Genomic DNA, 12,790 nt, shown 5'->3' with positions numbered 1-12,790 from the left:
CGGAAGTCGAGGCAGGATGCCGGTATGGCGAACACCAGCGCACGGACCCTCAGACTGCTCTCGCTGCTGCAGACCCACCGGCACTGGTCCGGCCTGGAGCTGGCCGACCGGCTCGGAGTCTCCGAGCGGACACTGCGCCGCGACATCGAGCGGCTGCGCGAGCTCGGTTACCCGATCGGTGCGGCCCGGGGCACCGACGGTGGTTACCAGCTCGCGGCCGGCGCCGTCCTGCCGCCGCTGCTGCTGGACGACGAGGAGGCGGTGGCCCTCGCGGTGGGCGTCGGCGACGCGGCGCAGAGCGGGATCGCGGGGATGGAGGAGGCGTCGCTGCGCGCCCTCACCAAAGTGGTACGGGTCCTGCCGCCCCGGCTGCGGGCGAGGGTGGACGCCCTGCGGGCGATGACCCTCTCCGCTGCCGCGTCCGGGCCGGTCGTCGCGGCGGGGGTGCTCACCGCGGTCGCCCAGGCCTGCCGGGACGAGGAGCGGCTGCGGTTCGGCTACACGGCCAGAGGCTCGGCACCGACTGAGCGCGAGGTCGAGCCGCACCGCGTCGTCGCACTCGGCGGACGCTGGTACCTGGTGGCCTACGACCTGGGCCGGCACGACTGGCGTAGCTTCCGCCTCGACCGGCTGACCGAGCCGGCGGCGACCGGCACGCGCTTCCGGCCGAGGACGCTCCCGGCCGAGGACGCCGTGGCCTTCGTCCAGGCGGCGAGCGGAGCCCCGGTTCCGTACACGGTCGAGGTCCTCGTGCACGCGCCCGCCTCGCGGGTGCGGCAGGCGGTCGGCCGCTGGGGCACGGTCGACCCCCTCGATCAGGACAGCTGCCGGCTCACCATGACCTCGGTCTCCCTCGACTGGCCGACCCAGGCGCTGGGCAATGTGGGCGCCGAGTTCGAGGTCCTGGGGCCGCCGGAGTTCGCCGCGCACGTCCAGGAGTGGGGCGCCCGCTTCGTCCGGGCCACCCGCTTCGTCCGGGCCACCCGCGCACCCGGATGACCCTCCTCACCGCGCCGCCTCAGGAGCGGGCCCGCTGCGTCAGCGCGACGCACGCCAGTACGGCCAGCGCCGCCCCCACCGTCGCCGCCCCCACCTCCTCGCCGAGCAGGAGCCAGGACCACACCAGCGTCAGCAGCGGCTGGGCGAGCTGGGTCTGCCCGGCGCGGGCGATGCCTCCCCGCGCCAGGCCCGCGTACCACGGGATGAAGCCGAGGAACATCGAGACCAGCCCGGCGTAGGCGAACCCGGCCAGTGGGAGGGCCCCCGGCCGGACCTCGGTGGTCAGCGCCAGGACGGCGGTCGCGGGGACGGTGAGCGGCGCGGCCACCACCAGGGCGCGGGAGATCACCTGCCAGCCGGGGGTCTCGCGGGTCAGCCGCGCGCCCTCGGTGTAGCCGGCGGCGGCCGCCAGCAGCGCCCCGACCAGGAGCAGGTCGGCCCCGCTGACGCGGCCGCCGCCCCGGCTGAGGCTGAAGACCGTGATCGAGACCGCTCCCAGACCGCAGGCGAGCCAGAACAGCGGCCGGGGCCGTTCTCCGGCCCGCAGTACGGCGCAGGCGGCCGTGGCGGCGGGTAGCAGCCCGATGACCACGGCGGCGTGCCCCGCGCTCGTCCCGGCGTCGAGCGCGAGCCCGCTGAGCAGCGGGAAGCCGAAGACCACGCCGGCCACGATGACGAGGTAGGACCTCAGCTGGGAGCGGGGAGGCAGCAGCGGCACCCGGGCCGCCAGGAGGAACGCCAGCGCCGCCACCGCCCCGACCACGGCCCGGCCGATCGCCACCAGGTAGGGGTCGAAGCCCTCCATCGCGAACACCGTCGCGGGGAACGAGCCGGAGAACGCGAGCACCCCGAGCCCGGCCAGCAGCGTCCCCTGCCAGGCTCCTGCCGGAGCACTCGGGGCGGAGGGGGCCCGGCTGGGGGAGCCCGGGACGGAGGACTTCGGGAGGGAGGAAGGCGGCACGGAGAGGCCTGGGACTCCCGAGACCTCGGGACCGGCGGACCCGCTCTGAACGAAGGGGCCGACCGCATCCGCTATCCGCGCGGAGGTGATAGCGCTACTCTTGCTTCTCATGAATGACGATAGCAGTATCCTCCGATTGGCCGCCATCCTCCGTGAGGAGACGGAGCGGCTCCGGCCGGGGGACAGACTGCCGTCGAGCCGGGAGCTGATGCGCCGCCACGGCGTCAGCCCGGTGACCGTCTCGCGGGCCCTCGGGCGGCTGGCGGCCGAGGGACGGGTGGTGACCCGGCCGGGCAGCGGCACCTACGTCGCACCCCGGTCCGCCCGCGCGAGCAGCGAGCCCGCCGACCTCTCCTGGCAGACGGTCGCCCTGGGCGACCGGGTGGTGGACGACACCCGGGTGGTCGGGCTGCTCACGCCGCCGCCCGAGGGGACCGTCCCGATGACCGGCGGCTACCTCAATCCCGCGCTCTGCCCGTCCAGGGCGCTCGGCACCGCCGCCGCCCGCGCCCTGCGCCGTCCCGACGCCTGGGCCGTCCCGCCGGTCACCGGGCTGGCGGAGCTGCGCCGGTGGTTCGCCCAGGAGGCCGGGGGGGACGTCACCCCCGCCGACGTCCTCGTGGTCGGCGGCGGGCAGTCGGCCCTCGCCCACGCCTTCCGGTCCCTGGCCGCCCCCGGCTCCCCGGTGCTCGTCGAGACCCCCGCCTACCCCGGCGCGCTCGCCGCCGCACGGGCCGCCGGACTGCGGGCGACCGCCGTACCGACGGACCGCGACGGGGTGCGGCCCGAGCTCCTGGCCGAGGCGTTCGCCGTCACCGGCGCGCGGGTCTTCTGCTGCCAGCCGACCCTGCACAACCCGACCGGCGCGACGCTCGGCTCGGAGCGCCGCGAGCAGGTCCTGGCGGTGGCCCGGGCGGCGGGCGCGTTCGTGGTGGAGGACGACTACGCCCGCTACTTCACGACCGCGCCCGTCCCTCCGCCGCTGGTGGCGCTCGACACCCACGGCACCGTGGTCCACGTCAACTCCCTGACGAAGGTCCTGTCCCCGAGCGTGCGCGTGGCGGGGGTCATCGCCCGGGGCCCGGCCGCCCACCGGCTCCGGGCGAGCCAGGTGGTGGACTCCTTCTTCGTGGCCAGGCCGCTGCAGGAGACGGTGCTGGAGTTCGTCGGCTCCCCCGCCTGGCCGCGCCACCTGGCCGCCCTCACCGGCGAGCTGGCCGCCCGCAGGGACGCGCTCCTCGCGGCCCTCGCCGCCCGGCTGCCCGCCGCCGAGCCCCACCTCGTGCCCCGGGGCGGCCTGCACCTGTGGGTACGGCTCCCGCAGGACCTCGATGAGGACGCCGTGGTGGAGGCGGCCCGGAGGGAGGGGGTCCTGGTCGGCCCGGGACGCGTCCACTACCCCGCCGAGCCGCCGGGGCCCCGGCTCCGCCTCACCCACACGGCCGCGGCCCACCCCTCCGAGCTGGTCGAGGGGGTTCGGCGGCTGGCCCTGGCGGTGGAGCGGGTGGCCTCATGATCCGGTCTCGGGCCTCCTCTCGGACCCGAGGCAGGGCCGCACGGCCCATGAGCCCGCCGGACACGCCGTCGGCGGCCTTCCGGAGGCGTCGGAGGCGAGGAGAACCACCTAATGCCATACAGTGGTGACGAAGGGGTGATCCGTCCATGTCCGAGCCCGCCGTCCTGGTGTGCGAGTTCGTCAACAGCTACGACGTCGAGAGCGACACCGACGCGCTCTCCTCACCGGCGGCGCTCGTCGCCTGGCTCGCCAGACGCGGCCTGGCCGGGACCGGCGATCCCGCGGGCGACGAGGAGCTGGCCGCCGCCGTCGACCTCCGCGAGACCCTGCGCGCCGCGTTGCGCGCCAACCACGCCCCGGGCCCCGGCCAAACCCCGGACCGCGGCTCCCCGCTCCCCCGCTCGTTCGGCCGGCTGCCGGTCACGGTCGTCCTGACCCCCGCCGGGCCCGTCCTGGAACCGGCCGGGACCGGAGTCCTGGCCGGGCTCGCCAGGATCGCGGCGGCGGTGGTGGAGGTCCGCGTCGAAGGGCTCTGGCCGCGGCTCAAGGTGTGCACCGAGAGCACCTGCCAGTGGGCGTTCGTCGACTCCTCCAAGAACCGTTCCCGATCATGGTGCTCGATGAAGGTGTGCGGAAACCGCACCAAGACCAGGGCATATCGGGCACGCCGACAGACGGGGACAGGTTCGCGTCATCTGTGAGCCAGATTCCCCGATACGGTGTAACTGCCTGTCTCCCGGGTCCACCCGCCTGATGCCCGCTCGCGTGGCACGAGACCTGCGAGGCAGCGCGTCCTGGTGGCGTACGGCAGATAAGGAGCGGGCCGAGATGGCAGACGTAGGCGTGCGGGCGGCTCGGCACGATGATGTCGACGCGGTGACGAAGACCCAGATCCGCGCCTGGCGATACGGCTACAGGGAGTTCCTGCCCGAGGGGCCGCTGGAGCAGATGACCGGCCCGGCCGCCGAGAAGATGTGGCGCCGGCAGTGGGACGAGGCGATCGTCACGCCGCCGACCTCCCTGCACCGCGTGCTGGTCGCGGTGGAGCAGGTCGTCCTGGACACCGACGCGTTCCCCGCGCTCGGCCCCGGCGGGATCGAGGCCATGGCCGCGATGCAGGGCGCGGAACGCGTGGTGGGCCTGGCCTCCCACGCCCCGGCCGAGGACCCCGACCTCGACCCCACCGTCACGGCCGAGATGCTCTCCTTCCTGGTGGACCCCGACCACGTCCGGCGCGGCCACGGCAGCCGCCTGCTCAACGCCACGGTCGACCACCTGCGCGAGGACGGCTACCGCACCGTCGTGACCTGGGTGTTCGCCGACAACCACGCCCTGCTCGGGTTCCTGGAGTCGGCCGGCTGGGGCGAGGACGGCGCCGAGCGGGTCCTGGACATGGGCCGCCCGGTGCGGATGGTCCGCATGGCCACCGACATCAGCTGACGGTCCGCCCGATCACCGGCGCGTCAGCCGGTGGCCCGCACGACCACCCGCATCAACCGGTGGCCCGCGTAACCACCCGCATCAGCCAGGAAGCCGCGCGGCCCCGCCACGGCGGAAGGCCCGCGGAGCACCGCCCGGAGGCGTCCCGCCCTGCTTCCGTCGTCACGACGGGCTCATGGAGCGCCCCGACACGTCCGAGAGGAAACCCGCCGCCATGGCCACCCCGAGCCAGTGGATCGCCGGAGCCCGTCCGCGCACCCTCCCCGCCGCCGTCGTCCCCGTCGCCGTCGGCACCGGCGTCGCCCTCGGGTACGGCGGAGCGGTGTGGTGGCGCGCCCTGCTGGCCCTGTTCGTCGCCCTCGCCCTCCAGGTCGGCGTGAACTACGCCAACGACTACAGCGACGGCGTGCGCGGCACCGACGACGAGCGGGTCGGCCCGATGCGCCTGGTCGGTTCGCGCGCCGCGTCTCCGCGCCAGGTCCTGGCGGCCGCCCTGGGCTGCTTCCTGGCCGCCGCCGCGGCCGGGCTGGTGCTGGTCGTGGCCACCGGCGCGTGGTGGCTGCTGCTGGTCGGCGCGGCGTCGATCGCGGCCGCCTGGTTCTACACCGGCGGCTCCCGCCCGTACGGCTACCGCGCGCTCGGCGAGATCTCCGTCTTCGTCTTCTTCGGCCTGGTGGCCGTGGCCGGCACCACGTTCGTCCAGCTGGAGCGGCTGCCCTGGCCCGCCCTGGCCGCCGCGGTCCCCGTCGGGCTGCTGTCCTGCGCCATGCTGGTGGTCAACAACCTGCGCGACATCGTCACCGACGGCCCCGCGGGCAAGCGCACGATGGCGGTCGTCCTGGGCGACGCCCGGACGCGGACGCTCTACGCCCTCTGCCTGCTCCTGCCGCTCGTCATCTCACTGGCCCTGGCCCCCTGGCACCCGTTCGCCGCGCTGGGCGTGCTCGCCGCCCCGCTGGCGATCGGCCCGGTCAGGGCGGTCCGCGCGGGCGCCGCCGGCCCGGCGCTGATCGCGACCCTCCAGCAGACCGGCCGCTTCCAGCTGGTCTTCGGCGTGCTGTTCACCCTCGGCCTGGCGCTCTGAACACCCTGACCCCCTGACCCCCTGGCGCTCTGAGCGCCCTGGCACTCTGAACGCCCTGCCGGCGGCGGAGGCCTCCCTTGACGAGGCGGCTTCACGCGGCCTCGTCCTCGGCCGCCGGGCCCGTCCCGGTCCCGGATCCACGGGCCGCGAATCCCCTGGGGTGTCACCGGGGTGGAGGAGCCGCGGCATGTGCCCAAAAGTGGCAGAGGGCACGATCGTGCCCGCCACGACGTGGGAAAGGTCGTCATGAGATCCAGAACTCTGCGAGGTGCGGCACTGTCCGCGGTGCTGCTGGCCGGCACCCTGCACACCCCTGCCGCGGCGGCTTCGGCGACCGCCGCGGGCTGCGCCTGGAAGATGAGCGCGCAACTGCCCCTGCCCCCCGGAACGACGTCGGGGATGGTCTGGACAACGGACAACCAGGGCTCCTACTCCGGCACGGCCTGGGGCGCCGACGGCAAGCGCCGGGTCCTGACGTGGAAGAACGGGACGTTCATCGACTACGGAACGGGGACCGCCCGCACCAGAGTGAAGGGCCAGAACCGGGCCGGGACCGTCATCGGCTTCAACTCCGGCGGCTGGATCGTACCCACCGGAGAGGGCTGGCGCACCCGCAACGGCAGGATGGAGCCCCTGCCGAAGCCGCCCGGCACCTTCGAGTCCTACCCCATCGCCATCGAGGACGACGGCGACGTCTTCGGCCGGATCTCGGTGACCGCGGACGACGGCGCCGTCCGGCGCAGCTTCGTGCGCTGGCCCGGTGACCGGCCGGACACGTTCGAGATACTGCCGCTGACCCTCCCCGAGGACGCCGTCCTCGCGGGCATCGACGACGACGGCACGATCCTGCTCAACTTCAACGGCAGGCAGGGGACGTACGCGGTGGGCCTGTGGCGCGACGGCGTGGTCACCTACCTGCCCAAGGTGCCGGGGGCGACGCACACGATCGTGCGGGCGATCTCCAACGGGCGGGTGGTGGGCGACACCACGCACCGGGACTCCGCGGGCCTGTACCACACCGACGGCGTGCTGTGGGACCAGGACGGCACCGTCCACGTCCTGGCCGACACCAGCTCCGCCGGGCAGATCAACCGCAACGGCCTGGTCGGGGCCGACTCCGACGGGCGTGCGAACCACGACTTCTTCCACCACGTCTGGCGGCTCGGGACGCTCGATTTCACCTTCCCCGGCCCCGACGACAGAGTGACCGTCCTGGCGGACGACGACACGATCGCCACCACCCACCCCGTACCGGGAACCACCGACGTCCGACCGGCGATCTGGCACTGCGTCCGGTGAGAGCCGGGCGGCGTGGCCGGCGGCCGAGATGAGCCGGAAGGAGATCCGCGGGCCGTGACGGCCAGCCGGATCCGGGCCGGGCGGCCGTGATCGGCCGCCCGGTCGCACGGCGGCGCGGCCCCGCCTACAGGGCGCGGCGCATCACGACCCGGGGAGCGAGCTCGATGCCCAGATCCCGCTCGTGCGCTACCAGAGCGGCCAGCTCGGGTCCCCACTCGGCCGGGTCCAGGACGGTGAAGCCGCGGCGGCCGTACCACGGCCCGTTCCACGGGACGTCCCGGAACGTGGTGAGGGTGACGGCCGCCGAACCGACCGACGCCGCGTGGACGCAGACGGCCTCCACCAGGCGGCCGCCGGCTCCCCGCCGCCCGTGGTCGGGACGGACCGCCAGCTGGTCGAGGTGGACGTTCCCGTCGACCCAGCCGAACATGGCGAACCCGACCGGCGGGTCACCGGCCACCAGCACCCGGGACGGGTCGTCGGTCTCCTCGACCATCGTCGTCCCGGCCGGGAAGGTGATGCCGACCTGGGCGAACACCCCGTCGGCCGCGATCTCCACGGCCGCCAGTCCGGGCAGCTCGTCCGCCGTCGCCCAGCGGACCCCAGCCGAAGCCGGAAACGGAATGCTCGTCATGGAGACGGAGGATACAGCGGCGGAGCACGCGGATCACCGGATTAACCGGTGGGAGGCCACCCCCACCGGCCGTCCGGACCGCTCCCCGCGGGACTCCGGGCCACCGTGGCACGGACGGGCGAGCCGGGACCGTGTCGTTCCGGTGCGGCGAACGGCTCCGCGGCCGGGGCGCCGGCCGCGAACCCTCACAGGTCGAGCAGGTGCTCCAGTCCCACGGTCAGGCCCGGGATCTCCCGGACCCGGCGCACGCCGAGCAGCACTCCGGGGGTGAACGACGCCCGGTTCATGGTGTCGTGGCGGATGGTGAGGATCTCCCCGTCCCCGCCCAGCAGCACCTCCTGGTGCGCGATCAGACCCGCCAGCCGTACGGCGTGCACGTGGACGCCGTCCACGTCGGCGCCCCGGGCGCCGTCCAGCTCGGAGCTGGTCGCGTCGGGCATCGGGGCCATCCCCGCCTTGCGCCGCGCCTCGGCGACCAGCTCGGCCGTACGGCGGGCGGTGCCCGAGGGCGCGTCCGCCTTGTTGGGGTGGTGCAGCTCGACGATCTCGACGGAGTCGAAGTAGCGGGCGGCCTGCTGCGCGAAGTGCATCATCAGCACGGCGGCGATGCCGAAGTTCGGCGCGATCAGCGCGTTGACGCCGGGGTTGGCCTCCAGCCAGCCGCGGACCTGCGCCAGCCGGCCGGCGTCGAACCCGGTGGTGCCGACCACCGGGTGGACGCCGTGCTCGATGCACCAGCGCATGTTGTCCATGACCGTGTCGGGGTGGGTGAAGTCGACCACGACCTCGGCACCCTCCAGGGCCTCGATCGGATCACCCTTGTCGACGGCCGCGACCAGCTCCAGGTCGTCCGCCGCCTCGACGGCCCTGCACACTTCGACACCGACGCGCCCGCGGGCGCCCAGAACTCCAACCCTGATCACGGCCCCAAGGGTATACCGCCGCAGAACGGCGGACGGCCTCGGCACCGGGTGCCTAGGCCGTCCGCGCGGGTTCCGCGGGGTGGATCCGGCTAGGCCGAGACGGCCCAGCCGAAGTCCTTGTCCTCGTAGGGCCCGATGACCGCGAGGGTCCGCGGGCGGGTGAGGACGTCGGCGGCGACCTCGGAGATCTCCTCCGGGGTCACGGCCTCGATCCTCGCCAGCACCTCGTCGACGGAGAGCAGCTCGTCGTAGACCAGCTCGCCCTTGCCGATCCGGGACATCCGGGAGCCGGTGTCCTCCAGGCCGAGCACGAGACCGCCGCGCATCTGGCCCTTGCCGCGGGCGATCTCCTCCTCGGAGAAGCCGTCGGCGACCACGCGCAGCAGCTCCTCCCGGCAGATCTTCAGCACCTCGTCCGTCTTGGACGGCAGGCAGCCGACGTAGACGCCGAACTGACCGGTGTCGGCGTACTGCGAGGTGTAGCTGTACGCCGAGTAGGCCAGGCCGCGCTTCTCCCGGATCTCCTGGAAGAGCCGGGACGACATGCCGCCGCCGAGCGCCGCGTTGAGCACGCCCAGCGCGAAGCGCCGCTCGTCGGTGCGGGTCAGGCCGATCGTGCCGAGGACCAGGTTGGCCTGCTCCGTCGGGCGGTGCAGCACCCGGACGCCGGAGCGGGCCGGGACGGTGTCACCGGACACGCGCGGCGGGACCGGCTCGGCGTCGCCGCCCAGCGCCCCCGCCCGCTCGTAGGCGGCGGCGACCAGCTCCACGACCTGCTCGTGGGTGACGTTGCCCGCCACCGACACCACGGTGCGCGAGGGGAGGTACCGGTCCCGGTAGTACTCGTCGATCCGGTCCCGGCCGATCGCGTTGATCGACTCGACCGTGCCGAGGATCGGCCGTCCGATGGGCGTGTCACCGTACATCTCGGCGGAGAACTGCTCGTGCACCACGTCCGACGGGTCGTCGTCGTGCATGGCGATCTCCTCCAGGATCACGCCGCGCTCGGCCTCGACGTCGTCGGCGGTGATCAGCGAGGAGGTCACCACGTCGGCGAGCACGTCGATCGCCACCCGCAGGTCCTCGTCGAGGACCCGCGCGTAGTAGCAGGTGTACTCCTTGGCGGTGAAGGCGTTGATCTCACCGCCGATGCCCTCGATCGCCGCGGAGATCTCCAGCGCGTCCCGCGTGGGCGTCCCCTTGAACAGCAGGTGTTCCAGGAAGTGGGAGGCCCCCATGTGCTCGGGGTCCTCGTCCCTCGATCCGATGCCGACCCACATGCCGACCGCGACGGAACGCACGGTCGGCATGGTCTCGGTCACCACCCGGAGCCCGCCGGGGAGGACGGTGCGCCGCACGACCCCGGCACCTCCGGATCCGGGGTGCAGAGTGGTGGTGATCACGAGTTGCGGTCTTCTTCCCCGCGGCCCCCGCCGCCGCTCGTACGGGTGCGGGTGCGGGTGCGGCGGGGCTTCTCCTCCGCGGGCGCGGCGGCGGCGGGCCGCTCCGCGACGGGTGCGGCGGGGGCGGCGTCCGTGTCGCCCGACTCGGAGGTGCCGGCCTCGCCCTTCGCCTCGGCCTCCTTCTCGACGACCTCGACGGGGACGAGGGAGAGCTTGCCGCGGGAGTCGATCTCGGCGATCTCCACCTGGATCTTCTCACCCACGTTCATGACGTCCTCGACGTTCTCGATGCGCTTGCCGCCGTGCAGCTTGCGGATCTGGGAGACGTGCAGCAGGCCGTCCTTGCCCGGCATGAGGGAGATGAACGCGCCGAAGGCGGCGATCTTGACGACCGTGCCCAGGTAGCGCTCGCCGACCTCCGGCATGTGCGGGTTGGCGATGGCGTTGATCGCCGACCGCGCCGCCTCGGCGGACGGGCCGTCGGTCGCGCCGATGTAGATGGTGCCGTCGTCCTCGATGGTGATCTCGGCGCCGGTGTCGTCCTGGATCTGGTTGATCATCTTGCCCTTGGGGCCGATGACCTCGCCGATCTTGTCGACCGGGACCTTGATCGTGATGATGCGCGGGGCCGTCGCGTTCATCTCCGCCGGGGAGTCGATGGCCTCCTGCATCACGTCGATGATGGCCAGGCGGGCGCCCTTGGCCTGCTTCAGCGCGGCGGCCAGGACCGAGGCGGGGATGCCGTCGAGCTTGGTGTCGAGCTGCAGGGCGGTGATGACGTCCTTGGTGCCGGCGACCTTGAAGTCCATGTCGCCCATGGCGTCCTCGGCGCCGAGGATGTCGGTCAGCGTGACGTACTGGTCGCCCTCGTTGATCAGGCCCATCGCGATGCCCGCGACGATGCCCTTCAGCGGGACGCCCGCGTCCAGGAGGGACATCGTGCTGGCGCAGACCGAGCCCATCGAGGTGGAGCCGTTGGAGCCGAGGGCCTCGGACACCTGGCGGATCGCGTAGGGGAACTCCTCGCGCGTCGGCAGCACCGGCAGGAGCGCCCGCTCGGCGAGCGCGCCGTGGCCGATCTCGCGGCGCTTGGGCGAGCCGACCCGGCCGGTCTCACCGGTGGAGTACGGCGGGAAGTTGTAGTTGTGCATGTAGCGCTTGGTGCGCTCGGGGTTGAGCGTGTCGATCATCTGCTCCATGCGGAGCATGTTCAGCGTGGTGATGCCCAGGATCTGGGTCTCGCCGCGCTCGAACAGGGCCGAGCCGTGCACCCGGGGCACGACGTGGACCTCGGCGTTGAGCTGCCGGATGTCCTTCACGCCGCGGCCGTCGATGCGGACGCCCTCGGAGATGACCCGCTCGCGCATGAGCGACTTGGTCAGCGACCGGAAGGCGGCGCCGACCTCCTTCTCGCGGCCCTCGAAGTCCGGGGCGACCTTCTCGGCGGCCAGGGCCTTGAGCCGGTCGAGCTCGGCCTCGCGCTCCTGCTTGCCGGCGATGGTCAGCGCGGAGGCGAGCTCGCTCCGCACCGCGGCGGTCACGGCCTCCAGGACGTCGTCCTGGTAGTCGAGGAAGAGGGGGTACTCGCGGGTCTCCTTGGCGGCGACCTTGGCCACCTTGGCCTGCGCGTCGCACAGGACCTTGATGAACCGCTTGGAGGCCTCCAGGCCCTGCGCCACGGTCTCCTCGGTGGGCGCGACGGCGCCCTCGGCGATGAGCTTGAGCGTGCCGCGGGTGGACTCGGCCTCGACCATCATGATCGCGACGTCGCCGTCGTCCAGGACCCGGCCGGCGACCACCATGTCGAAGGTGGCGCTCTCCAGCTCCGTGTTGGTCGGGAAGGCCACCCACTGGCCCTCGATCAGCGCGACGCGCACGCCGCCGATCGGGCCGGAGAACGGCAGGCCGGCCAGCTGCGTGGACAGGGAGGCGGCGTTGATCGCGACCACGTCGTAGAGGTGCTCCGGGTGCAGCGCCATGACGGTGGCGACGACCTGGATCTCGTTGCGCAGGCCCTTGACGAAGGACGGGCGCAGCGGCCGGTCGATCAGGCGGCAGGTGAGGATGGCGTCCTCGGACGGGCGGCCCTCACGCCGGAAGAACGAGCCGGGGATGCGGCCCGCGGCGTACATGCGCTCCTCGACGTCCACCGTGAGGGGGAAGAAGTCGAGGTTCTCCTTGGGGTTCTTGGACGCGGTGGTCGCGGACAGGACCATCGTCTCGTCGTCCAGGTAGACGACGGCGGAACCCGCCGCCTGGCGCGCGAGGCGGCCGGTCTCGAACCGGACGGTACGCGTGCCGAAAGAGCCGTTGTCGATGACGGCTTCGCTGCTGTGGACACCCTCCACGGGGGACCTCCTTGTGGTCGGTCGCCCGCGTCCCCCAGGCACGCGTGTCGCGCCTGGGCCTCTTTTCGCCGCCCCGTAGGTGCAGCGCCGGTCTTCGATCGAAGCGCCCGGTTCGCGTGCGGCACGAGCCGCGATGACCGGGGGCCACTACCGAGGACCGGCCCTTCGACGCCGTGGGGCGCA

11 protein-coding genes are annotated in these 12,790 nt (G+C 73.4%); 6 read left to right on the top strand and 5 right to left on the bottom strand.

Annotation, left to right across the window (positions count from 1 at the left end; all coding sequences use genetic code 11):
- Positions 1–24: 24 nt before the first annotated feature.
- A complete protein-coding gene (locus tag HS048_RS12295; RefSeq protein WP_196467012.1) occupies positions 25–999 on the top strand; it encodes a YafY family protein in 975 nt (324 codons plus the stop codon).
- A 19-nt stretch (positions 1,000–1,018) separates the two neighbouring features.
- On the opposite strand, the gene HS048_RS12290 is transcribed toward HS048_RS12295, so the two are convergent.
- A complete protein-coding gene (locus tag HS048_RS12290) occupies positions 1,019–1,960 on the bottom strand; it encodes a DMT family transporter (RefSeq protein WP_307832441.1) in 942 nt (313 codons plus the stop codon).
- 127 nt (positions 1,961–2,087) lie between these two features.
- Here HS048_RS12290 and HS048_RS12285 point away from each other — a divergent pair, with 127 nt between their 5' ends.
- The 5 genes from HS048_RS12285 (at position 2,088) to HS048_RS12265 (ending at position 7,299) form a co-directional block, all read left to right on the top strand.
- Entirely contained in the window at positions 2,088–3,476 is a 1,389-nt protein-coding gene (locus tag HS048_RS12285; RefSeq protein ID WP_374058776.1) for a PLP-dependent aminotransferase family protein, read from the top strand.
- Between the two features lie 146 nt (positions 3,477–3,622).
- On the top strand, positions 3,623–4,177 hold the full coding sequence (locus HS048_RS12280) for a CGNR zinc finger domain-containing protein (RefSeq protein WP_068896983.1): 555 nt from the start codon (positions 3,623–3,625) through the stop codon (positions 4,175–4,177).
- 127 nt (positions 4,178–4,304) lie between these two features.
- A complete protein-coding gene (locus HS048_RS12275; RefSeq protein WP_068896984.1) occupies positions 4,305–4,916 on the top strand; it encodes a GNAT family N-acetyltransferase in 612 nt (203 codons plus the stop codon).
- A gap of 214 nt (positions 4,917–5,130) precedes the next feature.
- Positions 5,131–6,000, top strand: coding sequence for a 1,4-dihydroxy-2-naphthoate polyprenyltransferase (locus HS048_RS12270; protein ID WP_196467009.1), 870 nt, complete (start codon positions 5,131–5,133; stop codon positions 5,998–6,000).
- A 246-nt stretch (positions 6,001–6,246) separates the two neighbouring features.
- Positions 6,247–7,299, top strand: a complete 1,053-nt coding sequence (locus HS048_RS12265; protein ID WP_196467008.1) for a hypothetical protein — start codon at positions 6,247–6,249, stop codon at positions 7,297–7,299.
- Between the two features lie 124 nt (positions 7,300–7,423).
- Here the strand turns inward: HS048_RS12265 and HS048_RS12260 are convergent, their stop codons facing one another.
- From HS048_RS12260 to HS048_RS12245, 4 genes are all read right to left on the bottom strand, one after another.
- Positions 7,424–7,933, bottom strand: coding sequence for a GNAT family N-acetyltransferase (locus tag HS048_RS12260; RefSeq protein WP_196467007.1), 510 nt, complete (start codon positions 7,931–7,933; stop codon positions 7,424–7,426).
- A gap of 185 nt (positions 7,934–8,118) precedes the next feature.
- Positions 8,119–8,856, bottom strand: a complete 738-nt coding sequence (gene dapB / locus HS048_RS12255; RefSeq protein ID WP_196467006.1) for a 4-hydroxy-tetrahydrodipicolinate reductase — start codon at positions 8,854–8,856, stop codon at positions 8,119–8,121.
- Between the two features lie 89 nt (positions 8,857–8,945).
- Positions 8,946–10,256, bottom strand: coding sequence for a pitrilysin family protein (locus tag HS048_RS12250; protein WP_068897115.1), 1,311 nt, complete (start codon positions 10,254–10,256; stop codon positions 8,946–8,948).
- Entirely contained in the window at positions 10,256–12,607 is a 2,352-nt protein-coding gene (locus tag HS048_RS12245) for a polyribonucleotide nucleotidyltransferase (RefSeq protein ID WP_196467005.1), read from the bottom strand. Before HS048_RS12245 ends, HS048_RS12250 begins: the two co-directional genes overlap by 1 nt.
- Positions 12,608–12,790: the final 183 nt, after the last annotated feature.

The sequence above is a fragment of the Planomonospora sp. ID91781 genome, from assembly GCF_015711595.1.
Lineage (GTDB): Bacteria > Actinomycetota > Actinomycetes > Streptosporangiales > Streptosporangiaceae > Planomonospora > Planomonospora parontospora.
This window is presented reverse-complemented; position numbering and strand designations above follow the sequence as displayed.

Bases quoted from the DNA above. Each gene is read 5' to 3' on its own strand.
- HS048_RS12295 (WP_196467012.1), top strand. From the start codon at position 25: ATGGCGAACACCAGCGCACGGACCCTCAGACTGCTCTCGCTGCTGCAG.
- HS048_RS12280 (WP_068896983.1), top strand. From the start codon at position 3,623: ATGTCCGAGCCCGCCGTCCTGGTGTGCGAGTTCGTCAACAGCTACGAC.
- HS048_RS12275 (WP_068896984.1), top strand. From the start codon at position 4,305: ATGGCAGACGTAGGCGTGCGGGCGGCTCGGCACGATGATGTCGACGCG.
- HS048_RS12270 (WP_196467009.1), top strand. From the start codon at position 5,131: ATGGCCACCCCGAGCCAGTGGATCGCCGGAGCCCGTCCGCGCACCCTC.
- HS048_RS12265 (WP_196467008.1), top strand. From the start codon at position 6,247: ATGAGATCCAGAACTCTGCGAGGTGCGGCACTGTCCGCGGTGCTGCTG.
- HS048_RS12260 (WP_196467007.1), bottom strand. From the start codon at position 7,933: ATGACGAGCATTCCGTTTCCGGCTTCGGCTGGGGTCCGCTGGGCGACG.